Annotated in this window: 20 protein-coding genes and 1 CRISPR repeat array; of the genes, 7 read left to right on the top strand and 13 right to left on the bottom strand. The window is 63.2% G+C overall.

Annotated features, from left to right (window positions below):
• Positions 1-29 precede the first annotated feature (29 nt).
• Genes ACZ5BT_RS03825 through ACZ5BT_RS03810 form a run of 4 tightly spaced genes read left to right on the top strand, consistent with a single transcriptional unit; the run spans position 30 to position 6,754 of the window.
• Entirely contained in the window at positions 30-1,391 is a 1,362-nt protein-coding gene (locus ACZ5BT_RS03825) for a carbohydrate ABC transporter permease (RefSeq protein ID WP_464885298.1), read from the top strand.
• Positions 1,388-2,884, top strand: coding sequence for a sugar ABC transporter permease (locus tag ACZ5BT_RS03820; RefSeq protein ID WP_464885297.1), 1,497 nt, complete (start codon positions 1,388-1,390; stop codon positions 2,882-2,884). The genes ACZ5BT_RS03825 and ACZ5BT_RS03820 overlap by 4 nt, the downstream gene beginning before the upstream one ends.
• Before the next feature lie 2 nt (positions 2,885-2,886).
• Entirely contained in the window at positions 2,887-4,629 is a 1,743-nt protein-coding gene (locus tag ACZ5BT_RS03815) for a glycoside hydrolase family 13 protein (protein ID WP_464885763.1), read from the top strand.
• On the top strand, positions 4,622-6,754 hold the full coding sequence (locus ACZ5BT_RS03810) for an alpha-amylase family glycosyl hydrolase (RefSeq protein WP_464885296.1): 2,133 nt from the start codon (positions 4,622-4,624) through the stop codon (positions 6,752-6,754). The genes ACZ5BT_RS03815 and ACZ5BT_RS03810 overlap by 8 nt, the downstream gene beginning before the upstream one ends.
• 58 nt (positions 6,755-6,812) lie before the next feature.
• Here ACZ5BT_RS03810 and ACZ5BT_RS03805 read toward each other — a convergent pair whose 3' ends face one another.
• Together ACZ5BT_RS03805 and ACZ5BT_RS03800 are read right to left on the bottom strand one after the other, a co-directional pair.
• Complete coding sequence (locus ACZ5BT_RS03805) at positions 6,813-7,856, bottom strand: alcohol dehydrogenase family protein (protein ID WP_464885295.1); 1,044 nt, start codon at positions 7,854-7,856, stop codon at positions 6,813-6,815.
• On the bottom strand, positions 7,853-8,281 hold the full coding sequence (locus ACZ5BT_RS03800) for an SCP2 sterol-binding domain-containing protein (RefSeq protein WP_464885294.1): 429 nt from the start codon (positions 8,279-8,281) through the stop codon (positions 7,853-7,855). Before ACZ5BT_RS03800 ends, ACZ5BT_RS03805 begins: the two co-directional genes overlap by 4 nt.
• Before the next feature lie 284 nt (positions 8,282-8,565).
• On the opposite strand from ACZ5BT_RS03800, the gene ACZ5BT_RS03795 reads away from it, so the two are divergent.
• Complete coding sequence (locus tag ACZ5BT_RS03795) at positions 8,566-8,898, top strand: transposase (RefSeq protein WP_464885293.1); 333 nt, start codon at positions 8,566-8,568, stop codon at positions 8,896-8,898.
• A gap of 395 nt (positions 8,899-9,293) precedes the next feature.
• On the opposite strand, the gene cas6 is transcribed toward ACZ5BT_RS03795, so the two are convergent.
• The 8 genes from cas6 to cas1 all read right to left on the bottom strand — a co-directional run bounded on the left by cas6 (position 9,294) and on the right by cas1 (position 20,200).
• Positions 9,294-10,082, bottom strand: coding sequence for a CRISPR-associated endoribonuclease Cas6 (gene cas6, locus ACZ5BT_RS03790; RefSeq protein ID WP_464885292.1), 789 nt, complete (start codon positions 10,080-10,082; stop codon positions 9,294-9,296).
• Positions 10,082-12,583, bottom strand: a complete 2,502-nt coding sequence (gene cas3 / locus ACZ5BT_RS03785) for a CRISPR-associated helicase Cas3' (protein ID WP_464885291.1) — start codon at positions 12,581-12,583, stop codon at positions 10,082-10,084. Before cas3 ends, cas6 begins: the two co-directional genes overlap by 1 nt.
• Positions 12,576-13,349 carry a hypothetical protein gene (locus ACZ5BT_RS03780; protein WP_464885290.1) on the bottom strand — a complete coding sequence of 258 codons (774 nt, stop codon included), beginning with the start codon at positions 13,347-13,349 and terminating at the stop codon, positions 12,576-12,578. Before ACZ5BT_RS03780 ends, cas3 begins: the two co-directional genes overlap by 8 nt.
• A gap of 3 nt (positions 13,350-13,352) precedes the next feature.
• Positions 13,353-14,246 (bottom strand): hypothetical protein, encoded by an 894-nt coding sequence (locus tag ACZ5BT_RS03775; RefSeq protein WP_464885289.1) that lies wholly within the window; start codon positions 14,244-14,246, stop codon positions 13,353-13,355.
• Positions 14,247-14,249: 3 nt separating this feature from the next.
• Positions 14,250-16,538 carry a hypothetical protein gene (locus ACZ5BT_RS03770; RefSeq protein ID WP_464885288.1) on the bottom strand — a complete coding sequence of 763 codons (2,289 nt, stop codon included), beginning with the start codon at positions 16,536-16,538 and terminating at the stop codon, positions 14,250-14,252.
• Positions 16,531-17,508 (bottom strand): helix-turn-helix transcriptional regulator, encoded by a 978-nt coding sequence (locus tag ACZ5BT_RS03765; protein ID WP_464885287.1) that lies wholly within the window; start codon positions 17,506-17,508, stop codon positions 16,531-16,533. Before ACZ5BT_RS03765 ends, ACZ5BT_RS03770 begins: the two co-directional genes overlap by 8 nt.
• Positions 17,509-18,658: 1,150 nt before the next feature.
• Positions 18,659-18,981: direct repeats of the CRISPR family, unit length 30 nt; unit sequence AAGCCCGTCAGCCCCGTAGGGGATTGAAAC.
• 205 nt (positions 18,982-19,186) lie between these two features.
• The gene (gene cas2 / locus ACZ5BT_RS03760; RefSeq protein ID WP_464885286.1) at positions 19,187-19,471 is read right to left on the bottom strand and encodes a CRISPR-associated endonuclease Cas2; all 285 of its coding nucleotides are present in this window, start codon (positions 19,469-19,471) and stop codon (positions 19,187-19,189) included.
• Positions 19,472-19,477: 6 nt separating this feature from the next.
• On the bottom strand, positions 19,478-20,200 hold the full coding sequence (cas1, locus tag ACZ5BT_RS03755; protein ID WP_464885285.1) for a CRISPR-associated endonuclease Cas1: 723 nt from the start codon (positions 20,198-20,200) through the stop codon (positions 19,478-19,480).
• Between the two features lie 80 nt (positions 20,201-20,280).
• Here cas1 and ACZ5BT_RS03750 point away from each other — a divergent pair, with 80 nt between their 5' ends.
• Complete coding sequence (locus ACZ5BT_RS03750; protein WP_464883689.1) at positions 20,281-21,453, top strand: IS256 family transposase; 1,173 nt, start codon at positions 20,281-20,283, stop codon at positions 21,451-21,453.
• On the opposite strand, the gene ACZ5BT_RS03745 is transcribed toward ACZ5BT_RS03750, so the two are convergent.
• Positions 21,407-21,718, bottom strand: coding sequence for a CRISPR-associated endonuclease Cas1 (locus tag ACZ5BT_RS03745; protein ID WP_464885284.1), 312 nt, complete (start codon positions 21,716-21,718; stop codon positions 21,407-21,409). The genes ACZ5BT_RS03750 and ACZ5BT_RS03745 overlap by 47 nt on opposite strands.
• A complete protein-coding gene (gene cas4 / locus ACZ5BT_RS03740; protein WP_464885283.1) occupies positions 21,709-22,284 on the bottom strand; it encodes a CRISPR-associated protein Cas4 in 576 nt (191 codons plus the stop codon). The genes ACZ5BT_RS03745 and cas4 overlap by 10 nt, the downstream gene beginning before the upstream one ends.
• 250 nt (positions 22,285-22,534) lie before the next feature.
• On the opposite strand from cas4, the gene ACZ5BT_RS03735 reads away from it, so the two are divergent.
• Entirely contained in the window at positions 22,535-22,930 is a 396-nt protein-coding gene (locus ACZ5BT_RS03735) for a type II toxin-antitoxin system VapC family toxin (protein WP_464885282.1), read from the top strand.
• 110 nt (positions 22,931-23,040) lie between these two features.
• Here ACZ5BT_RS03735 and darG read toward each other — a convergent pair whose 3' ends face one another.
• On the bottom strand, positions 23,041-24,123 hold the full coding sequence (gene darG / locus ACZ5BT_RS03730; protein ID WP_464885281.1) for a type II toxin-antitoxin system antitoxin DNA ADP-ribosyl glycohydrolase DarG: 1,083 nt from the start codon (positions 24,121-24,123) through the stop codon (positions 23,041-23,043).
• Between the last annotated feature and the right edge of the window lie 7 nt (positions 24,124-24,130).

Below are 24,130 nucleotides of genomic sequence, written 5' to 3'. Positions count from 1 at the left end.
GCGGGCCTTCGGCCCGCCCCTTCTTGCCTATGTACAAACATCCTCCCGGACTCCGTGGTTTTCTCGTCGCCATCGGCCTGCTGGGCGCAGCGATCCTGGCGGCGTTTTCGATTGGTCTTTTCGCTTACTGGGCGCTTGAGCGCCTGGCCACGAGCGCCAGCAACCCCGAGGGGGTGCCAAACTACACCCTGCTCATCACCTCGGCGCTGGCGTTGATCCCGATCCTGATCTTGCTGGCCCGGCGCTTTCCTTACCTCACCGACTGGTACTACCTGCTCCCGGCGATGCTCTTTTTGCTCGCCTTCACCGTTTACCCAATCGTGCTCACCGTCTACCTGGCGTTCACCAACTACTCGGGGCTGCACAACGGCAAACCCGACCGCGCCAGCGAGACCCGGGTGGTGGCCCTCGAGGGTCGAACCCTGATCCTCGAGGGCCCGGCCGAGACCTCGCTCCGTTGCCGGAATGCCGGGTGCGCGGAAGAGCTCGTGGAGCTGGTCGGTGCCGGGCGGCGGGTGTACGACCGCATCGAGCGGGCCGAGGGCGACCGCCTCGTTCTCTCCCGGGCGCCGGACTTCGAGCCGCGCTACGTCTACCGGGTCAACACCTTCAGCTACGTGGGGCTCAAGAACTTCGTCTTTATCTTCGCGAACGCGTCCCGCGCCCTGATCCCGGTGTTTTTGTGGAACGTGGTCTTCGCCTTCGCCTCGGTGCTCTCAACGGCATTTTTGGGCCTCATCCTGGGCATCGTGCTCAACAACCGGCGCCTGCCCCTCCGGAACACCTACCGCACCCTGCTGGTGATCTCCTGGGCCCTGCCCGGGGTCATCACCATCCAGATGTGGGTGGCCCTGCTCAACAAGCAGTTCGGGGCCATCAACCGGCTTTTGGGGCTTCTCGGCGTCTACCCCATCCCCTGGCTGCTCGACCCCCTTTGGGCCAAGGTCTCGGTGCTGCTCGTGAATTTGTGGCTCGGCTTTCCCTATATGATGACCGCCACCCTGGGGGCGCTCTCCACCATTCCCGACGAGCTCTACGAGGCGGCCAGGGTGGACGGGGCGAGTTCGTGGCAGAGCTTTCGGCGGATCACCCTTCCGCTTTTGCGCGCGCCGTTCATTCCCATTCTCCTTTCCTCGTTCGCTTATAACTTCAACAACTTCAACATCATCTACCTCCTCACCGGCGGCGGTCCTTCATCGGAGGGGCGGCTTTCCACGGCACAGGCCACCGACATCCTGATCTCCTGGGCTTATAAGACCGCTTTCCGCGCCGAGGGCCAGTCGGCCTACGGCCTCGGGGCGGCGATCAGCCTGGTCATCTTCGCCATCACCGTGGGCATCAGCCTGGTGAACTTCAAGTTCACGGGGGCGCTGAAGGAGGAGCGGAAATGAGACGGGTGGTCTTCGGTGCGCTCGTGGCCGCGATCTACGTGGTGGTACGCCAGGTCGTGTTCGGCCTTGGCGGCAGCAACGCCTGGCTGGTTTTGGCTTATGAGCGCGGGGATGCGACGCTTGCGCTCTCCCTGCTCGCCGGGGTGCTGTTCCTCGGCCTGATCGCGGCCCGGTTCGGTTCTTCCTGGCGGGACGTGCTCGCGGTGGTGGCGGGCCTCGAGGCCGCCACCTATCTGCTGACCATCGGCCAGGCCCTGGCCGCGTCGGTGCGGCCGCGCCCAGCCTTCGGTTCGGTGTTCATCCCCGGGGGCTGGCGCTACGTGCTTGCCGGTTACCTGGGGATTGCCCTTTTGCTCCTCGTCTATAGCGCCGTCTACATCGGAATCAAAAACCGACTCACCCGCCGCAAGCAGAGCGTGTGGACCTTTTTCGGCTACGCCCTGATCCACCTTTTCCTCGTCAGCCTGGTGGTGCTGGTCTTCTACCCGGTGATCCAGGTGGTGGCCGCCTCCTTCGACCCCACCAACAACCTCTTCTCCTTCCGGCGGGTGGACAGCCCCTTCTTGCTCGTGCGGGCCAAGGTGCTGCCCGACTTTTCCCGGATCAGCTTCGAAAATTACCAGCGCCTGGTCGAGGGGGTGGTGATCTACGGTTACCAGTGGGCCTTGCTCGCAGCGGCGGCGCTGGCCCTCTTCCTCGCCCTTTGGTCGGGGTACAAGCTCAAGCGCCTGGGGCCGGTTGAGCCCTGGGCCAGCTTGCAGGGGCGGGCGCTTTTCGTCTTCGCCCTGCTCGCCTTTTTGCTGGTGGTCCTGGTCAGCCCCTCGCAGTTCGGCGGCCGGAGCACCGAGAGCAAGTTCCTGCTCTGGGTGCGGAACACCCTGCTCCTCTCCAGCGCCACCGGTTTCCTGGCCGTGGCGCTCACCGCCACCGCGGGGTACGCCTTTGCCCGTTTTCGCTTCCCCGGGCGCTATCCCCTCTTGCTCACCTTCATCTTCGTCCAGATGTTCCCCGGATTCCTGGCCCTGATCGCGATTTATTACCTGCTTTCCGCGCTCGATCTGCTCAACACCTTCACCGGGCTTTTGCTCGCCTATTCCGGGGGGATCATCAGCTTCGGCAGCTGGGTGTACAAGGGCTACATCGAGTCGCTCGGCCACAGCCTCGAGGAGGCGGCCTACATCGACGGCGCGAGCCGCTGGCAGGCCTTTTTGCGCATCATCCTCCCGCTTTCGGCCCCGATCTTCGTGTTCATCTTCCTCCTGCAGTTCGTGGGGACCTACTCCGAGTTCATCCTGGCCAACCTGGTGCTGACCGGGGTCGAGAAGTGGACCGTGGGCATCGGGCTCTATTCGTTCACCACCGGGCAGTTTTCCACCAAGTGGGGGGTGTTCGCGGCGGCGAGCGTTTTGGGTTCGCTCCCCATCCTGATGGTCTTCTACGGCTTCCAGCAGTACTTCGTTTCCGGCTACACCGCTGGGGCGGTGAAAGAGTGAGTTTGGCCTACCACGACTGGGAACCCGAATGCATTGACCCCCTCGTTCCCGAGCTCGGGGATACGGTTCGGCTTTTCGTGCGCACGAAGGCCCGCTCGGGCCAGGTGATTTACCTCTCCCACGGTGAGCTTTTGCGCGCGCCCCTCGAGGCCGCCCCCGGCGGCCTGGTGGGCCGCGTTCCCGTCAGCGCCCCAGTGCTCCGCTACGTGTTCTTTCTGGATGGTCGCTACTTCGGGGCCTTCGGCGAGGAGGCTTCGCTGCCGCGTTACGACCGCTTCTTTCACCTGCTCGCCGCGCCCGGCGTGCCCGAGTGGGCGGTGGGGCGGGTGTGGTATCAGATCTTTCCCGACCGCTTTAAAAACGCCCGCCCCGAGTGCAGCCCGCGCTCCGGCGAGTGGACCTACCAGGGAAGGCCGATCGTGGCCAAAGACTGGGACGCCCCGCCGGATCCGACCCAGGGAGCCCTCGAGTTTTACGGGGGCGACCTCTGGGGGGTTTTGGACGCGCTCGACCACCTCGAGTCGCTGGGGGTGGAGGGCGTTTACCTGACCCCGATCTTCAAGAGCCCCTCGAGCCACCGCTACGACACCGAGGACTACTACGCCGTCGATCCCCACCTGGGGGGTGACGCGGCTTTTGAGGCCCTGGTCGAGGGCCTTCACCGGCGGGGGATGAAGCTCATCCTCGACGGCGTCTTCAACCACACCGGCGACCGCTTCGCTGGGTTTTTGGCCGCGCGAACCCAGCCGAACGCCCCCTGGCGCGAGGTCTACACCTTCTTGCCCGGTGGCGACTACGTCGCCTTTTACGGCGTCCCCACCCTGCCCAAGGTGGATTACCAAAGCGAGCTGGCCTGGCGCTACTTCATCACCGGCCCGCAGGCCGTGGTGCGCCACTGGATCCGCCGGGGGGCCGATGGCTGGCGGCTCGACGTGGCCCACCAGATCGGCGAGAGGGGAACCGACCGGGGCAACGCCCGCGTTCTCCGCGCGATCCGCGAGGCGGCCCGCGGGGAGAATCCGGATGCGTACGTGTTCGGGGAGCTCTCCTTCGACACCGTCCCCTACCTCCGGGGCCACACCCTGGATGGGGCCATGCACTACGCCGGTTTCGCCAACCCCTTGCTCGAATGGCTGAGCGGACGCGATCTTTTTGGCCACCCCGTCCGCCTGAGCGCCGAAGAGGTCTGGCGCATCCTCTTTGACCACTACGCGGCTTTGCCCCTGGGGGTGCGGCAGACGATGTACACCCTGATCGGGTCGCACGACATCCCCCGGCCGCTGTGGCGGGTGCGCGGCGACGTGGAAAGGCTGAGGCTCCTCTTTGGCATCCTGCTCACCTTCCCCGGGGCCCCGGGCATCTACTACGGCGACGAGATCGGCCTCGACCAGGCCAACGCCTACGACGATTGGCGCGGCGACCCCATGAACCGGGGCACCTTTCCCTGGGATGAATCCCGGTGGAACCGCGATGTCCTCGAGTGGGTGAAGCGGCTCGTGGCCTTAAGGCGCGAACACGCGCCGCTTCGCCGCGGCGGGCTCTTGCCCCTGGCGGCGCCGCGCGGGGTCCTGGCCTACCGGCGGCGCTATGGCGGGCGCGAGATCTGGGTGATGGCCGCCCCCGAACCGGTGGAGGTGCGTTTGCCCCCGGCGCGGGACCTGCTCTTGGGAACCGTCCTTTCCGGTCGGCACACGGTGGAAGGCCTTTTGGTGATCGAACCCTTGGAAGGAGCGAGCGATGCGTAGATGGATGGCGATCGTTTTGGCGATGGTGGTCTCGGCTTTGGCCCTGGCGGTGCCGGTGACCTTTACCTACCAGCCCCCCGAGGGCCTCGAGGTGCGCTCGGTCTCCCTGCGGGGGAGCTTCAACAGCTGGGGCGAAACCCCGATGAAGCAAAACCCGGATGGCAGCTGGTCGGTTACCCTGGACCTCGACCCCGGCGAGTACGCCTACAAGTTCTTCATCAACGGCCAGTGGCCCAAAGACATGTGCAACGACGAGACCTTCGGTCGCCCCATGGTTGACCCCAAAGCCGACGGTTGCATCGACGATGGGTTTGGGGGCCAGAACGCGGTGCGCATCGTGGCCGCCCCGGTGGTGCGGACGTCGGGGCCGGTTGAACTCGGCTTCAAGCACGACGCGGCCAGGGCCACCTTCGTTTCCGAGGCCGGGGGCCGGGTCTCGATCCGTTTTTGGGCCAACGAGGGTTCGGTGGCCAAGGCCTCGGTGATCGTGGGGGAGACCGCCTACCCCATGCACCGCCAGCTCGTCTTCCGCGGCACCGAGGTTTGGCGGGCGAGCGTTCCCAGCGGGGCTTTTTCGTACCGCTTCGAGGTGGAGAAAGCAAATGGCGAGACCAAGCGTTTCGGCCCCTACCGCTACGACGGTAACGGGTTCCGGGCCATCCCCTGGGTTGCCGGGCGCGCTGGCTATCAGATCTTCCCCGAGCGCTTTTGGAACGGGGATCCCAGTAACGACCGGGCGGCGCTTTTGAACGACGAGTACAACTTCAACCAGGTGTGGCGGGAAAAAGACCCCAACTTCCGCCCCCAGCTCTCCCCGTGGAATGGTCCCATCACCCCGCAGCTTTGCTGCCACGAGTATTTTGGCGGCGACCTCGCCGGCATCGAGCAAAAGATCCCTTACCTCAAAGCCCAGGGCGTTGGCCTCGTCTACTTAAACCCCATCTTCGAGTCGGGCTCGGCCCACGGCTACGACACCCACGACTACATGAAGGTCTCGGCCAAGTTCGGGGACAAGGCCACGCTCAGGCGTTTGATCGAGAAACTGCATGCCGCCGGCATTCGGGTGATCTTCGACTTCGTCCCCAACCACACCGGACTTGGCTTTTGGGCCTTCCGCGACGTGGTGGAAAAGGGGCCGAACTCGCCCTACTGGAACTGGTACTTCATCAAGAAGTGGCCGTTTAAGCCCGGGGATGCGAGCGCTTACGAGGCGTGGTGGGGCGTGCCCTCCTTGCCTAAGCTCAACACCGGCAACCCGGCGGTCAGGCGCTATCTGATCGAGGTGGCCAAGTACTGGGTGGGGTTTGGTTTCGACGGCGTGCGCGTGGACGTGCCCACAGAGCTGATCGCGGCCAAGGACTTCTTCAAAGCGCTCAAAACCGAACTCAGGAAGGTCAAGCCCGACGTGTACCTGGTGGGCGAGATCTGGGACTTGCGGCCCGACTGGGTGGGAAGCGACGGTTTTGATTCGCTGATGAACTACGCCCTCGGCCGCAAAGTGCTCCTCACCTACGCCAAGGGTAAACCCCAGGCCTTTGCCAACGGCAAACGGGCCCTCCTCGGCATCTCCGAGTTCTACGCCAAGATGCCCGAGGCCTCGGCGGCCATGGGCTTTAACCTGATCGCTTCCCACGACACCTCGAGGCTGCTCACCGATCTGGGCGGCGGAAAGTTCGGGGACTCGCCAGGGGCGGAAGCGAAAAAGCGCGAAGCCCTGGCCTTTGCCCTGCTCTTTTCCATGCCCGGGGTGCCGGTGGTCTGGCAGGGGGACGAGTGCGCGTTCCTCGGCGAAAAAGACCCCTACGACAAGCAGCGCTACCCCATCCAGTGGCAAGCCTGCGACCAGGCGATGGCGGGGACCTACCGCTTGCTGGCCAACTTGCGGCGCGATCTGAAGGCGCTCTCTTCGCCGGTGATCCGGAGCTACTACGGCAAAGGGCCTTTGCTCGCCTTCTTCCGCGGCGAGCCGGGGCCGGACGAGGTGCTGGTCGTCTTCAACAACGCCGAAAAGGAAGCGGTGATGCCATTGCCGCCGGGCGGCTGGCAGGATGTCCTCGAAGTTCGCACCTTCCGCAAGGAGGTCAAGATGCCGCCGCTTTCCTGGCGGTATCTCAGAAAGCGCTAGTGGTTTTTCGCCGCCGCCGCGGCCGTGGCCGCGGCGGCGCTTTGTCGGCCGGTCAGGGTCAGCCGGGGATGAGCACCACCTTGGTCGCTTTTCGCTCGGCGAAGAGGCGGTAGCCCTTTGGGGCGTCCTCGAGGGGCAGGCGGTGGCTGATGACTGCGGTGGGGTCGATTCGCCCCGCCGCCACCAGGGCCAGGGTGGCGTCGATGTCGCGGTGGATGTTGGCCACGCCGAGGTGGAAGTGAATGGCCTTGGTGAAGCTGCTCATCAAGGGGAAGGCGAAGGTTTCCTCCGAGCTCACCCCGACCGCCGAAACCCGCCCTCCACCGCGCACCAGGTCGAAGGCGAGTTTAAGCGTTTGGCTCCCGCCCACCGCTTCGATCACCACGTCGGCCCCCTCGCCGCCGGTCTCGGCCATCACCCGGGAGACGGGGTTCGACCGGCTGGCGTCGATGGGGATGGCGCCGAGGCGCTCGGCAAGCGCGAGCCGCTTTTCGACGAGATCGATGGCCAGCGTTTTGGCCGCCCCGAAGACCCGGGCGCTCTGGACGGCGAAGATCCCGACCGGACCGCAGCCGATCACCGCGCAACTCTCCCCGGGCGTGAGCCAGGCGTCCTTCACGGCGCCGAAGGCGGTGGTCAGAATGTCGCCGGCGAAGATGGCGGCTTCGTCGCTGACGCCCTCCGGGATAGGGCGCAGGTTCACGTCGGCGTAGGGGATACGGACGAACTCGGCCTGGGCCCCGGGAAGGTTGCCGAAGGCGAGGCCGTAGCCCAGCACCCCGCCGCGCTCGCACTGATGGTAATCCCCGCGGCGGCAGGCCCGGCAGTGGCCGCAGGCGATGTGGAACGTCCCCACCACCCGGTCGCCCTTTTTAAAGGCGTGGACCGCCGGGCCCGCTTCCACCACTACCCCCACGAACTCGTGCCCCAGCACGCTTCCGGGGGGCATGCCGGGAATTTCGTCGTGGTAGAGGTGGAGGTCGGAGCCGCAGATCGCCGCCAGCGTGACCCGCACGATGGCGTCGGCGGGCTCGGTGACCTTTGGTTCGGGGACGTCCTCCACCCGGACGTCATGCTTCCCGTGCCAGGTGACCGCTTTCATGCCCAACCTTCCGGAAAGCTGGCCTCCACTTGCGTGGCCGCGGCCACCAGCTCCCGGGCCGCGAGCACGAACGGCGCCAGCGAAGCGACGCTCCCCTTGGTCAGCTTGAGCTTGCCGCGCATGATGCCCGAGATCGGCTCGAGCTGGCCCTCGAGGACCTGTTTCCAGCTGTAGGGGTCGGCGGTGATGACGTAGGCCGCGTCCTCGAAGTCCTCGGGGGTCGCGGCCCGGGCATCCCGGCACGCCCCGTGCCAGAGGTCGAGATACACCGCCCGGTCTTCGTGAATGCCAAGCGATGGATCAGCCTCGACCACGAGAATCAGCGCCCCCTCCCACCTCGCCGCGGCCTTTTGGTAGGCCTCGCTGCCATTCAGCCTTTCGCACCACGCCTTGGCCCATGCATCGGAGAAAACTTCTGCTGCCACGTTCCCCTCCTTGAAGCTCGGTGTTTTCTCCTTGTTTATACCCCTGGGCGCATCAGAGCCCTGTGAGCGGTGAGAGCTTCGTTCCGCGTCGCCCGTTTTCTGCATTACGCGGTGGGGTTCGAGAGCGTAATCTTTCTTGTGACGGATTTTGTGTAAGAAGAGGGGGTACCGCCAGTCGGCGAAAGGAGGTACCCCGTGGACCAGGATACGCTCAAGGCACTGCTGAAGGAAGCAATGGCCGAGGTGGTGGAGGAAAAGCTGCAGGCGCTCTTGGAGCTGGACCGATGGGTCTTCTTGCAAGAGCACGGCGGTCGGAGGGCGGCCACTACGCTCGTAAGCTGGAGACCGCCTTTGGCGAAGTCAAGCTGCGGATCCCCCGAGACCGAGAAGGGAAGTATTACCCCAGCCTCCTCACTAAGCATCAGAGGCGCACGGCGGACCTTTCCGACCTGGTACTGGCGCTCTACGCCAGTGGAGTCTCGGACCGCAAGGTGGCGGAGATCGTGGGGCTTTTGTTCGGGTACAAGTGCAGCCACGAGACGATCAGCAACCTGACCGAGCTGGTGCAAGAGGAGGTGGAGGCCTTCCGCCACAGGCCCCTGCCCCGGCGGCTCTAAAAAGCTACGCTTCGCGTGAGTGCGGCCTACCTGGACGCCCTGTTCCTTAACTGAGATCTTGCACTTATACAGCCCCTTGAAAAAGGGCGCAGGGAAGCCCTTGATTAAGGGCGACCATGAAACCCCACGCCCCGGCTTTATTCTCCCGCGTGCTGGCGATCTTTTCCACCGCTCACCAACGCCGGAACTAGAACGTGTTTGCTTCGCAAAGCAACGAGGCTCTTCTCCGGCTCTTCCTGAGGGGTGAGATCTTGCACTTATACAGGACTTAAAAAAAGGCGTGGGGGATGCCCTTGATAAAGGGCCAGGATGAAGCCCCACACCCAGACTTTATTCCCGCGCCTGCGCGCGATCTTTACCACCGCCCATCAACGAAGGGACTTCTGGTCAGAACGCTACCGTTCGCCTGCCAAAAGCTCAGGTTGAACGAGCCCCATGCCATAAGGGGTCTTCGCGCCGACCCCGCTGAAAAAAGCCAGCCTTTCCAGGCGGCCGAAGGCTTCTTTGGCCTCGAGGCTGTCGCTGAAAAGTTTGAGGCCCACGACTCCGGTAAAGCCCGGGAAAAAGCTTTTCCCTGCCTGGACCCGGTGAAAGCGCAGTCCACGAAAAAACGCGATTTCCGTGTCGAGCTCGAAGGCGTTTTTCAGGGCGGCCAGCGCTTTGGGGCCGTAGGCCAGGGGGCCCTGCTGCCACTTTTCCAAAAGCGAGTTCAGGATAAGCCGCGGGTCGGGCAGGGGGGTGTAGCGGGTTCGCCCGCCGGACTTTGAGGTCACGAAGACCGTGGGGGTAAGGAAGCGGAGGCGGATCTCACGCCTGGCCGGTGCTCCCTTGAGCGCCTCCCAGGTCATGGTCCCCGCCAGCGGGTGACCCTCGGGGGTGGCCAGGACCCGCTTGAGGACGAACCGGTCTTCCCCGAGCACCAGGCCCTCCGGGGCGGCGGCCAGGAGGGCCTCGAGGAAGGGCTTGAAGAGCGCGTCATCGAGGAAGGCAAAACGTAGGAAAATCCCCCTGTTTCGCCCGGAAAGAGGAGAGAGCGTGAAGGGCTTGCGTGGCGCCTCGTGGAGCTCTCCAGCCAGATCCGGATCCAGCGTGGCCAAAAGCTCGAAGAAGAGGCCGTGAGCGTAGCGCCCGAGGTGGCGGGGGCGCTTTTCCCCGGCAAGCTCCAGGACCACCGCCTGGGGCATTAGGCCTCCTCCGTCTCCGGATCGGTGTCTGGTGATTTGATTTGCGCCGAATCGGCGAGGTACCAGAGCACGGCTTTGTGACGATCTCCGGAGAGCCGGTCAGTGTCGACGATCGCCCCATTGCTTTCCGCTGCAAACGTCGTTTTCGGGGCGTCGTAGAGGAGTCGGACGTGCTGGGGGTCGGGATGGAAGAGGGGCTGGAAAACTTTGGGAACTTCCACGAACCCTTCCTCAGGGTCGTAGGGAAAGGGGTAGTCGACCACCACGTGTTTCCGGTAAAGCTCCCCGGATCGCAAGGGCACTTCCACCTGCTCCCGGCCCCGCTCTCGGTTCGGGTAAAGCCGTTCTTTGACGGAAGCCGTGACCCGGTTGTCTTTGCCACCGATGAGAAGTCCCACCGGCACTTCCACGGCATCCTCGCCCGAGCGGAGGATGACCGTCGGCTCCCAGCCCCGGGTGGCGATGAAGCCGCGCCGCCACAGAGGTTCGCTGAGAAGCTCGGCCTGGTAGACGTATTCGTGGAGCATTTCAAAGAGGGTCTCGGCGCGGGGGTCGGTCCAGGCGGGCCGAGCAATGGTTCGTTTGAGTATTGCCTCATCCGATTCCCCGAGGGCCTTGCCGTGAAGGGTTTTGAGGACGCTCCCGTATCCGTCGGGGAGCGGTGCGAGCCATTCCGGATATTCTTCAGGTCTGCCCACCACGTAGATTTCCCCCTTGGCCGAGCCCCGACGGTTGACCCGGCCCATACGCTGCAGGAGGTTTTCCGGCGGGCAGAGCTCGGTGATGAGGACCTCGGCGTCCAGGTCGACGCCTACTTCGATCGCGCGGGTGGTGATGAGGAGGTAGGGCAGAGCTTTCTCATCACGGGCTTTGACCTCGGTAAAAACCCGTCGTCGAACGGATTCCGCCTGGCGCCCGTGGTAGAGGAAGACGCCGTTCCCAGCTTCCTTCTTCAGAGCCCGGTAGATCTCCGCCGCCCGACGCACCTGCTCCACAACGACCAAGACCCGTTTGCCGCGATGCTGGCGGGCGAGCGTCAGGAGGTCTCCATCGGGGAGATAACGGAAGGTCCTGTACGGGCGATTGACCTTCGGATGGGCCAGCACGCCCTCGAGGAAGGGGTCGAGCGCCTTCCGGTAGGCCTCGGGCATGGTCGCGGTCATGATGAGGTAGGCGATTCCTGCCTGGTGGAGGGCGGCCACCAGTCGCCTGAAGTTGGCCCAGGCGGTCGCTTCGTAAACGTGGGCCTCGTCAAATATGAAGAGGGATTTTTGGTCGTGGATCCGCCGGGGGAAGACGTACCCTTTGGTCCCATCCGCATAGCCGAAGTAGCGGTAGAGGAGCTTATCGAGGGTGGTGAGAATCACATCCGCCTTGTAGAGGTGGCGGGTTTTGAGGACGTCTTCTTTGCCGTCGGGATGGAATGCGCGGCGGACCTGGCGGTGACCGGTGTCCACCAACAGGCGGTAGGTTCGTCCGCTGTGGCTGGCCAGGTACTGGAGATAGCGGGCGAAGCGGTCCTCGAGGTCATCCACCAGACTCCTGGCGGGGAGGGCGAAGACCAGGCGCATTCCCAGGGCCAGGGCGGGGAAGGCTGCGGCTTCAGTCTTGCCCGTTCCGGTCGGGGCCAGGAGAAGGTGGGCGGGGTGGCCGGAGGCCACCGCTTCCCAGACCGCCTGCTGGAATTCCGTGGGCTTCATGGGCCCTCCGTCACGGCCGGGGAAGAGCGCGTAGAAGGCCTCTGGAGTTTTGGGCAGGGCTTTGTCCGCTTCCTCCCGCCGGGGCATGAGCCTGACCCGGCGGGTCTCGAGGCGGAACCCCCCGGGCACCCGGCCCTCGGCCAGGGCTTCGGCCAGCGCTTTGCCCCAGCCCTCGACTTCGGCCGCGCCCTCGCCCCGGTAGGGGTGGAAGTAGGCTTTGAATTCCAGCTCCAGCGCCTCTTCCTGGAAGGGCCAGGGGTCGAGCCGGAACGCCTCGGCTTCGCGTTCTTCTCCCGGATCTTCCAGCTCGAACTCCACGAAGGGGCGGACTTCCCCGGCCTTGCCCTCGAAGATCCGGACCGCGACCTCGGCTTCCAGCTGGTCGGCCATCATGAGGAGGTAGAGATCCTCGGCGAACCGCGTGCCCTTGGCTTCCGAAAACTCGGAGGCGGCGTTCACCACGCTGTCGGTCGCGTAGTCGTGGTGCTGCCGGATCAAGGCCCGGGCGTAGGGGTCGTGGACCTCCGGGGCGATGTCGAACCGGTGTCCCCGGAAGCTGTAGGTGAGCTTGTTGCTCTGCTCGTCTTTAACGATGCGAAAGCGAAGGCGTTTTCCGTCGTCATGCCAGCGCGCGGCGAGGAGCAAAGGCGCCCGGGTGGGTTCCCACACCTTCAGGGGGGCTTCTTTTTCCCCCGCTTGCCAGGACGCGAGGATCTTCAAGACCAGCGCCTGGTGATTCGTCAGGGGCTGGAAGCCCACTTCGTTGGCTCTGAAGAAAACCCGTCCGATGCCCTCACGCATCTTGCCACCACTCCACAAGGTTCCAGGGCCAAAGGGTCTCTCCGAGTCTGAAGCCTTTCACCCGTCCTTCCCCGCTGGGCTGGACCAGGTATGCGCCCTGGTAGCCCCTGACCGGGCTCGGGGCAAGGCTCCCCGGCTCGGGGTCTGTGCCTTCATCCCAGGCGAAGCGGTAAATTTGATAGGCCCCCGCGACCGCGCCTTCCCAGGCCGAGGGCTCGAGCAACCCGAGGGGTCGGCCCTTGATCGCTTCGGGTTCTACCCGGACGGGGCCTTCGACGGCCTCGAGGTAGGCAAATCCTTCCTTGCCCAGCTTGAAGCCTAGGCCCACCATTTTCTGAATCGGCTGGAGGTCTTCTTCCCGCGGCGCGAGCAGGGCTCCGAGAAAGCGCTCCGCCACGAGGTATTCCCAGGTGTGGAGTTGAAGATCGCTGTTTTTCGGCCCCTTCCCCGCCCGGCGCAGCCGGGAAAACTCTTGGTGGGAGAATGCTCTGGGCCCGTGCCGGAAGGTGCGGTGGATCCGGTACTCCCCAGCTGGATAGGCGCCGAGAGGGATGTAGCGTCGGGGGAGGACGTAATAGCTGGGACTGTTCCCTTCCTTAAGCCCCGGCACCTCCCCCGTTTCGTTTAGGATCCAAAGTCGTCTGAGCCAACCGGAAAGGGTCGTGGGGGGGACGAAGGGGTAGGTGGCGATGTCCAGGATGGACCCCGGGAGAATACGGAAGGTGAGGGCGGAGGTGGGCCGTATGGAGAGGGCCAGGGCGTACACCGCTTACCCCCAGTAGCGCTCGAGGGAGGCCATGAAGGTGTCGGCCATTGCCTGGAGTTTCTGTAAGGCCGCTTCGCCATGCCACCTCGTGAAGCGGGGATGGTCGTGGGGGAATTCGACACTCAAAGCACGGAACTCGCGCTTGACCCGTTCGAGATGGCGGGAGGGATCTTCGTGTTCCCCGTCGTGGGCGAGCGGGTCCACCACCACCCGCTTGCCCATCGGGGAAAGGTACCGGTCCAGGACCAGGTAAGGGCCGTCGGCGTCCTCGAGGAGCGCGAGCCCTTTGGGGTTGCCCGCGCCCAGGCGGGGAAGGCTTTCTAAAAAGGCGTAGGCTACCGCCAGAAACTCCTCTTCGCTGGCGGCCAGGACGTGGTTGTAAACGGGGAAGACGAGCCCCGGGGCTCCATACTCGCGTTTGAAGGGTTGGGGCTCGTGCTCCCCGCCCCGGCGTAGATCCGAGGGGTGCATCGCCCGCTGCTTCTCTGAGGGGCCAAGGGCGGGGATCCCCACCCCACCCCCGTGGGTCAGGCGGCCGATGAAGGTGGTGCGCTCCTTTCCGCCCTTGGAGTCGGTAATGAGGGCCCCGTAGACCCGGCAGATAGGGCAGTCTTCTTTACCGCAGGTTCCGGGGATACCGCAGTCGAGGAGGTCGGTGAGGAATTTGCTCTCCCCGTTCTTGTGGACGGGGGCGTAAAGGAGGGCGCGGCGTTCGACCCCGCGGCGCTTGGTAGGGGAAAGGTAGACCCGCTCGGTGCCGTCAGGGAGCTCGACTCGCTCGATCAGGCTTAAATTGACCTGGGTTTCGTGGCCAAAAAAGACCTCCTGCGGTGCCACGAAGAGGGCATAGAGGTCCCAGTGGTACTTGGGCTTGGTGTCCGACAATCCGCTCGCCATGCTCTAGTCCTCCTTTTCGCTCCGGATGTACGCAGGGAACCGGCTCGCCAGGGCCAGTCGAACCTCGTAGATGAAGTTCTTCCAGAGCTTTTCGTTCTGACCGTACTTTTCCATGAGGTAGACGTAAGCTTTATCCAGATCGTCCTTCGCCACCAGGAGGTGTTCTGATTCGCTGAATCGGGGGGTGACCCCGGCTTCTGTCAGGAGCCTTTGCGCTTCTGCGTAGATGAAGTGGGTATCCGGCTGCTTGAACAGGGTGGCCTGGGTGGTGTCCAGGGTGTAGGCCGCCACGTAGGTCACGGTGTTGGGACTTTCCAGGTTATCCAGAAGCTTGACGATCTCCCGTTTGGGATTGCCCCCTTGCTTGGCGACCTCCTGCTTCACGTAAGAAGCCCAGGCGTAGAGGAGCCCGGTGAGGCCGGCCACGTCTTTATACCTTTCTGCCAGTTTGCTCATACCCTCCTCCTCAAGCAAGTGCGAATACACGGCCCGGCTTTCTTCCAGCCCGTAAGGCTGGACGACCTTTCGGTAGCGTTTGGCCAGAAGGTATTCCGCATGAAAAGGCATGTCGGCCAGGACGAGGCGCATGGCCTCCCCCAGGTCGCGGTTCGCTTCTCGGTTTTCCGTTAGGCGCGTGCCGAAGGCTTCCTGAAGGGCCCTGGAGAGCCAGAGGGCCCGCCGAGGGAGAAGGATCTCCTGGCTCCCTTCCATGAGGCGGAATTCCATGCGTCGAATGACCGCTGGGTTGACCTCCTGTCCCAGGTAGGCCAGGGCGTAAACCACGCGGCCGAAGGCTTGTGCCAGGGGTTTTCGCTTCTGCCCCTGGCCCACCAGGGGGCTATTGAGCTGGATGTAGCGGCCGGCGGCAATATTGAGCGTCCCGGTAACGAGGAGCCGGGCGAACTGGCGGGCACGTTCCGAGGCATCGAACCCTGCGGGCCCCTTGGGATCGACCCGGACCAGGGCGCTGCCTTCCCCCGGCTTGAGGGGTGAGGCCAGGCTCAGCGCGGCACAGGTCGCGCACACCAACGGTTCTTCCTGGCCGGTACCGCTTTGGAGTCTCTGGCTGGGCGAAGAAAAGATCAGCTTGCTGGCTTTGAAGCCTTCCCCGTTTAAAGGGCGGCCACACCCGTAGCAGAAAGCTCCGCGGTCTCCCGCGGGTTTGGTTCCGGGGTTGCTCGATGAGCGTTCGGAAGCGATCTGCACCAGTGGGGGAATCCGGTTTTTGCTCAGGGGTGTATCCAGAACCCGGAGAAACTCTGTGAGTACCTTGGCAAATTTATTCCCGACCGCGGTCGCCAGCTGTCCTTTGGCGACCGGGCCAAAACCCCGAACGAGCTGAATGATTTCCTGACGCAGGGGTTCGGGCTGGGAGCTTAAGACCTTATCCAGGAGCTGGAACGCGTCCCACCCCCGGCGCAGCGCCCGGTGGACCAAAAGCGCCGTACGGGGTGTGATGGGGGGTGAAGTGGCCTCGAGGTCAGCTTCGATGCGAGGGCGGCTCCTCGGGGTGGCTTTTCTAAGGCGCGCTTTGAGCTTCTTGCGCCTGGCGTGGATCTTGTGGACTTCTTGCAGCAGGTTTTCGAGGGCGGTCTTGAGAGCATCCCGGTACTTTTCCTGCTCTTTTTTCTGGAGTTCTTGCAGTTGCTTTAGCTTGCGCTCGCCCTTGGGGTCTAGAGCAGGGCGCGAACGGAGGTTGTGGATGTTCCTTTCACGGGTTGAGAGGCGCTCTTTGACCGTCAGGAGGTTGGCCAGATACCAAGCGGCGAGGAACCGGCGTACGCCCTCGGTAACGACGGGGACCTTGGGGGCGCTGAATCCCCGCCCGGCCAGGCGGGCCGAGTTCAAAAGGACGCCCAGGGTTTTCTGCAGGTTCTCCGTGCCCAGGTATTCCTCCAGGAAGTCCTGCCACGCCGTTTCTAGATCCAGAGGTTTGGGGGCATACAGCCTGGCGCCGGTGGCGTTTTGGGAGAGCACGACATAGCCCTGCTTTTCCAGGGCTTCGAGGAAACGTTCAACAGCAAGCTCGTAGGCGGCGCGGACCTGGGTTTCGCCAGGCCAGGGGGGAAAAGCGACCTGCATGAGAGCGCCCTGCGGTTCGTGGGGCTCGGGTTTGTTTTGGTAGAGATGCACATGACGGGCGTAGCGGGGAGAAAGCCGGTTGAGGAAGTCCAGGTAAGCCTTCTGATCCGCGGTCCTGGTCGGGAGGGCCTCGAGGGGCGCGAGCCCTGCGTGCACGTCCGCGGCGATGCGTTTGGCGTGGTCCAGGCTCACGGTGTCCACCTTAATCATGACTTGTCACCCCTTCCGGTGACGCATTCACCTCCACCGCACCCTTTGCCCACGCCACCACCCGCTGCCGGAGCGCCTCGGGCTCGAGGACCCTCGCGTGGGGTCCATAGCCCACGATGAAATGCACGAGGTCCTCGCTGAGGGGCACCTCCACCTGCCAGATGACACTTCCGTCCGAGAGTTCTTCCACGGTCTGGGTTGGGTGGCGTTTGGTGCGGCGGATGTAACCGGCTTTCTCGGGGCTGAACCGCACCCGGACCCGGACTGCTGCGCCTTCACCTGAAAAAGCCCGGAACCGGCTTTGGGCGTAGGCCTTGACGTCGAAATGGGGCTTTTGAAACCGGGCGGTGGTGAGCTTGAGGTCCAGGATTTGGTCCAGTCTCAGTTCCTTGATTGGATCGAAGCCGGCTTTCCTCGAGTTGTGGTTCGCACCGACGAGGTAGAGGTGAGGGTCTCGGGCGATGAGCGCATAGGGGTCAAAGAGGTATGTTTTTTCTTCCCCCTTCGCGTTTCGATACGTCACTTCGCAGGTGCGCCGGGCCCGAATGGCCTGCACAACTCGGTCGAAGAGCCCCTCGGGATACTCGTCGGTCAGCGGCGTGTAGACCACGGGTTCCTCGGCCTGGGCCCTGACTTCCCCCCGACCGAGTTTGATGAGCGCCTTTTTCGCGAGGGGGGTAAGGTGCTCCACCCGGGTCACTGCCGCTTTCAGAGCCTCCACCTCTTCCCGGGTCAGGCGGAAGAGAAGCTCTACCTCCTTGGGGTTTTCAAGGCGGAACCACCCTGGGGGGACGCTGGGGTCATCTTGATGGGTGAGGACCCATACACCCAGGCTCTGCGCCTTTTCCCGCAGGCGGTAAACGGTTTGCCGCTTCACTTTGAGATGCGCGGCAATGTCTTTCCAGGGAAGCCCCGAGGGCCTTTCCAAGAGAAGGCTAATGAAGTCGGGCAAAACACTTCCCCGCGACATTGATTCATTGTATGTTCGCCTCTGCCAATGGCTTGGGAGATTCGTCACTCGAGTGCGAAGGGTGTGTGGCGTTCCGGTTTCGGGGCTCGCGCCAAGGTGTTTACCGCCACCCGAGGCTCTGCGAAGCGCGCCGCTTGGGGTTTCTAAAGCATCAAAAGGAGTCATTGCCCGAGTTTGGCGAATTCATGGAAAACATCGAGTGGGCTTCCTGACAAGGTTTGAGTGTCTTCTGGCGTCAGGAGAGACGAGGGTGAAGGTTGCGTGCTTTGTCGGCTTAGCGAGAGGTTCGCGCTTAGGCTCCCAGAACCATACGCAACCAGGAAGTAACTTCCAGTAAAACGGTCTCCGTCGAAGCGACCGTTGATCTGGATATAACCGTTGGCCCCGTCGACTCTCCACGAAGCATCTTGGCCAGAACGATTCCCCTGTACTGAACCGATGTACGTCCATGTTCCGTTGATGAAGGCAAAATGGCTTCCGCTTAGAGCGCCATTTTGGTCCAAGAGTGAAAAACGGACCAGCACGCTGTCGCCAGGAGAACTGCTGTTGGTAGCGTAACCTTGCCAAAGGCCTGTTGCTGTGTAGGGCTGACCTCCGCACGCAGCCAGAACCAGGGCCAGGAAAGAAAATAAGAGAGCCTTCCGCATTGTGATGCCTACCTCCTCTTCTAGGGACGACTACGTTGCTTCTTTTTGTTCCTTCAGCAGTGTGACGTGGGCGTGTCGCCCCAAAAGGAGACATACCGGCAGGGGCGTGGAGTCAGGTGGACGGTTGGGACTGGTGTGGCTTTGCGTTGACGACTGTAGTTTTGTTTGCTTGGGGCCAGGAGGCGGCTCTCTCTCCTCAGATGCTTGAGTAGCTGACGCCAGGGCGTCGCTGAATTGGGTGTGTCGCCGCCCGACGGTTTGCGAGGGCGAAGGCTACCTTATGCAGGATTGGTCGAGTCGGCCCTCGCCAGTGCCGTTGTAGACGTAAAAACCCGGGATGCATCCCTCGTTGAGCTCGCCCGTCGCGTGCGCACCCCTCCAGGACGGCAAAAACCCAATTTTTTCCTTTTCCCCTCCTTGGCTACTTGTGCATAAACGCCTCGCGTGCGAAAATGGATCTAAGGGGCTCCTCGTGATCGGTGTTCGTAGGTCAGTCCGTTGCGAAGCCCGTCAGCCCCGTAGGGGATTGAAACAGGACCTCGAAGAGGGCCTTCGGAACGCGGCCGCGCTGTTGCGAAGCCCGTCAGCCCCGTAGGGGATTGAAACATTTTCTACCGCATCTACGGCCGGGAGGTAGACCGCGGTTGCGAAGCCCGTCAGCCCCGTAGGGGATTGAAACCCGTCGCTTTTGATCACGTAGGCCATGCCGTCACCCCTGTTGCGAAGCCCGTCAGCCCCGTAGGGGATTGAAACCGGACGCTGTTCGGCGTCTTCGGCGGCCCCAGCTCGCGTTGAAAAGCCCGTCAGCCCCGTAGGGGATTGAAACTCTCTCGACGCCGAAAGGCCGGAACTACTTTCACGAGGTTGAAAAGCCTGTTGGCCTCGTAGAGGGTTACAGGTGGAAATACGGGGTTGAATCAAAAAGTGGCGACGGCCCCCTGGAGGGCCTCGCGTCCTGCGCCGGGGTATCGGGAACCCAGGCCCACCCCGGTGGGTTGGCCTTCAGTATAAGGCTGAGCAGGAGGTATGGCTTAACCGAGGATGTCGGGTTCCTCGAGGCGACGAATCCCCTCGTGCCCGATGCGCCAGGTGCGTCCTACGGCTTCTGGGGGAAGGAAGTAGACGGCGAGAACGTCTTCCTGTTTATTGACGATTTGCAAAAGCCGTCCTTTGAGGTGGGCCCACTGCTCGCGCGTAAGCCGGGCTTCAAAGACCGAGTACTGCCGTCGTTCGCCAAAACCCTTGAGGATTTTTGCGATCTTGGCCCTTCGTTTATCTGAGGGCGTGTCATAAGCGATGACCAGGTAGAGACTCATCGCCGTTCACCTCACCGCAAAGGGGACATACTCTGGGAGTTCTCCCAGTAGGTACTTGGCCAGGATGCGAGCCTGGGCGAGAAGAATGCGTCGGTAATTCATGCTCCGCCCGAGCAGTGGGTGGCGCACTCGATCGTTCATCCGCTCTTCCCAGGCCCTGAGGAACTTCGGCCATGCCTCGCGGCGAAGGCGCGGGGTTCCTTCGGCGTCGTCGAAGTCTTCAGGCGTCAGGCGACGGTTGTTAAGCAAGGTCAGGGCCACCGAGTCGGCGATGACGCTACGGAACTCCTCCATCAGATCAAGCGCCAGGGAAGCGCGGCCATAGCGGATCTCGTGCAGATAGCCGACGTAGGGGTCGAAGCCGGCGATCTCCAGGGCGCTTTGGGTTTCCTTGGTCAGGAAGGTGTAGGCGAGTGAGAGGAGGCTGTTCGCCGGATCGCGCGGCGGGCGTTTGGTGCGCTCTGTGAAGGAGAACCCGGGGGGCAAGAGGGAAGCAAGGGCACGGAAGTACGCGTCGGCAGCCAGGCCCTCCACGCCCCGCACTGCGTCTTCGTCGGGGGCACGCTCGAGCTGCCCCAACGCATCACGGAGAACCTCCCATCCGTCGGCGCCGTTCCGTCGCAGGAAGACCAGACCGTTTTTGAGCTTTCCTTGAACGAAGCGTTTGGCGAGCTCGAGCTTGCGTTCCGGGGCGAAGTGCGCCCGGTACTGTGCGATCCGGAGGGGCACGTTTTGAGGGTGTAATCTTTCTTGTGTCGAATTCTGTGTAAGAAGAGGGGGTACCGCCAGTAGGCGAAAGGAGGTACCCCGTGGACCAGGATACGCTCAAGGCGCTGCTGAAGGAAGCAATGGCCGAGGTGGTGGAGGAAAAGCTGCAGGCGCTCTTGGAGCTGGACCGCTGGGCTTTTTTGCAAGAACACGGTGGCCGCGCCAATGGCCATTACCCGCGCAAGTTGGAGACCGCCTTCGGTGCTGTCGAGCTTAAGGTGCCCCGTGATCGCAAAGGCCAATACACCCCGAGCTTTCTTCCCCGCTACGCCCGGCGTACTCCAGACCTGACGGACCTCGTGCTGGCCCTCTACGCCAGCGGGGTCTCGGACCGCAAGGTGGCCCAGATCGTGGGGCTCCTGTTCGGCTACCGCTACAGCCACGAGACGGTCAGCAACCTGACCGAGCTGGTGCAAGAGGAGGTGGAAGCCTTCCGCCACAGGCCCCTGCCCCGGCGGCTCTTTGCGGTCTACCTGGACGCCCTGTTCCTCAAGCTGCAGTACCCCGGCAAGGGCATCGAGAAGCAGGCGCTCTACGCCGCTTTGGGTCTGGCCGAAGACGGCAGGCGCATCCTTCTGGGCTTTTGGCTCTTTCCTAATGAAGGGGCCGTCGTCTGGGAGGAGCTTTTAAAGGAGCTCAGGTCCCGGGGCCTTGTCGAAGTACTCCTCTTCATCACCGACGGTCTTGCGGGGATCGGAGAGGCGATCCATCGGGTCTACCCCCGGGCCGAGTGGCAGTACTCGATCCTGCACAAACTCAGGGCCACCCAGGCCCAGGTCAAACGCCGGGACGCCTCCGCCATACTCGCCGATCTCAAACGGGTTTACCGGGCACCCAATCGAGCCAAGGCCCTGGAAGGGCTCAAACGCTTTACCCAAAGGTGGCAGGATCGTTACCCCCGGGTCACTGCTTCCTGGTGGAACGACTCAGGGGCCTTGCTTCGGTTTTACGACTACCCCGAGCCTTTGTGGCGTTACCTGAGGAGCACCAACCTGATCGAGCAGTTCTTCCGGGAACTACGAAGGAGTACCAAGGTGCGGGACCACAAGTTTCCCAAGCCCGAATCGGTTTACAAGCTCGTCTACCTAGAGGCTGAACGGAGGGAGGGGAGATGGGACCGGAAGCTGCCGGGTTTTGCTGACGTTCAAGAGGAAATCAATGACCTTTTCAACGCGCGGTACCCCGCGACACAGACTTCGACACAAAAAACTTGACGCTCTCCACGTTTTTCGCCGGGGTCCCCGTGAGCCGGGCAATATAGCTCCCGGTTTGCGAAAGGTAGTGCACGCCGATTCCCTCACGCGCACAGTGTTTGAGAAGCTGCGGCGTGAGCACGGCATTCCCCAGGAGGACGATCTCCTCCACGTGGATGAGTGGCTTTGCCAGGAGTACCTCCCGCTTTCTTCTCCGTGTAACTCTGAGCGTTCCGCCGTCAAGCGAGAGGTAGGCATCGTGCTCCAGGACGTAGATCACGCCCATGCCGCCCTCCTCGCATGCCCCTTACGCCAGAGCTCGGGCTGGCAGGCCTCGCGAACGCTGCAACCCCGGCATTTGGCCGCCGGTACCTCGACCCCGGGCGGTCGGGGGCTGGCAAGGAGCCGGCGCATCTCCGCCACCGCGTCGCTCACCGCGCTGAAAAGGGGCGGCGTGAAGGCGACATGGCGGCGCAGGTGGCTCTTGTGGTAATAAACGAACCCCTCCTCGGCCAAAAGGCCCCGGGACTCGCGAAGGGCGAGGGCCTGGGCGGCAAGCTGCACCGCGTCCGAGTGGTGGGCCTCCTCCTTGGCTTTTCCCACCTTGTACTCCACCACCACGGGCCGCCCCTTTCGGTACTCCAAGCGGTCGATCACCCCCACCAGCCCCAGCCGGTCCGACCACACCAGCACCCCGCTCAGTTCGTCGGGTTCCGTGTACGCCGCCTCATGCAGATAATGCCCTTCGATGAGGTGGTGGTTGGCGTGCACCTCGCCGAGGACGTACTCCAGGTAAAAGCGGCGCGGGCAGTAGACCAGAGTGTTGACCTTGGAAATGGGGAGGTATTCCACGCTTTTGGTTTAACCGAGCGCTGTCGCCCCCCGGAGTGACATTGTGTTTGCGGCTTTCCATCGAGGCGAGTCCATTCCGGGAGCGTGACATAGTGTGGTATACCCCCTGCGGGTGACGGTTGATCTCCCCGACGACCTGGCAAGAGAGGTGGAGGCCTACCAGAGGGCCCGCCCCGGCCTTAGCCTTTCCGCCCCTGGTTCGGCAGGCCAAGACCACCGCCCGGACCCGAATGCTTTGATCCCGCCAACGGTGAGGCCTCGCGAGCCCGTCCTGGACGCCGGTCCCCTGATCGCCCTTGTTCACGAGGCTGGTCCCGACCACGAGGTCGCAGCAAAGGGCTTTCGGCTCCTGGTCCAGTTCCGTTCTCGCCTCTTCGCACCCATGCCGACCCTCTTCGAGATCTTCAAGTGGCTTCTTCTTGAGGGTGGGCCGCAACACGCGCGGACGGGCCTTGTCAAGGTGGAAGAAGGCGCGGTGATCGTTCCCTTTGGCCTCGAGGACCTGGAAGAAGCGAAGCTCTTACTTGAGCACCTCCCCGACTGGGGCACTACCCTAGAAGACGCCAGCGTAGCCCTTCTCGCCTTCCGCCTCAAAGCCCCCTTTGGCCGTTCAACTACCAGGATCTGTTCGCTTTTGCTGTCTTAGAGTTCTGGACTCCCTCGTCAGATTGACCCCACTTGCCTGGGTTCTTACCAGGGCCGAAGGGCTTTGTTGGGGCATTGGCGAACTGCGCATGACCCCACCATGATGATGGTTCAGGCTGGCTGGGACACGCGCTCGGGGAGCTTAGGCGGATTGTCTTGCCAGGCCCTTTCGGGAAGGGCACCACGTTTCAAAAGGTAGTGCAAGGCCACCCGGATGTGATCTTCCGGGAACCTGGCTTTGCGTGGGCTCCAGCGTTGCAACACCTCGATCAGGCCAGGCCAGTCCTTTGCTCTCTCTTTTTTTACAGCCCAGTGGACCGTAGCCAGGAGCTCGAGGCCGTACGGATTTTCAAACCCCTCGACCCAGGCCGCTGCCCTGGAAACAGCCTCGTCGGCTACGGAGTGGTCGGCCAGGAACAGAACGGCTTCGTTAAAAGCTTCGGGCATCAGACGAATCTCCGACGCTCTGGTCCGGTCGCCGAAGCCCTGGATGTAGTGGCCCTCGAGGCGCTCCAGTACGTGGTTGAGGGCTTCCGCATAAGGACCGTACTTCTGCCGCACAAAAGCCAGGCGCAAGTCCAGGCCGGCCTCCTGGAGGAAGTAAGCGAGCTTCTGTGCCTCCAGGCGGCCCAGGACTTCCCCGAGCCCTCCGTAGAGACCGAAGAGCTTGAGCAAAGCTGCCCGGACCGGGGTCAGCCGGGGCTTTTGGGGCAGGGGGGCAATGGAGCGGGATCGAGGTTCCTCGTTGGGTTCGAAGATCAGAACATCTACTCCTTCGAGGCTGCCCAGTGTAACTTCGATGCGTTTTTTGACCTCCGGCCAGGGCAGGCCCCCGTTTCCTACCCCCAGCGGGGGAAGGGCTACGGAGCGGATGCCCAGCGCCTGGATGACCCGCACCAGGTCTTTGAGCCCCTCCTCCACGTATTCAAGGCGGGAGCGCTGCCGCCAGTGCTTCTTGGTGGGAAAGTTCAAGATATAACGGGGGTGCTCGAGCAGGCCCCGGTCGTGGACAAAGATACGGCCGATTTGCACCTCGCCCCGCTTACAGGCGGCTGCGTAAGCCTGATAGTTGTCGGGGAAAGCCCGCTTGAATTGCAGGGCCACCCCCTTACCCATGACCCCCACTGTATTGACCGTGTTGACCAGGGCTTCGGCCTGGGCCCTTAAAAGGTCGCCCTGGGTGTAGCGGAGCATAGGCATC

Source organism: Vulcanithermus mediatlanticus, assembly GCF_055385885.1.
Note: the sequence above shows the minus strand (reverse complement) of the source record. Positions and strands in the feature narration are given on the sequence as shown.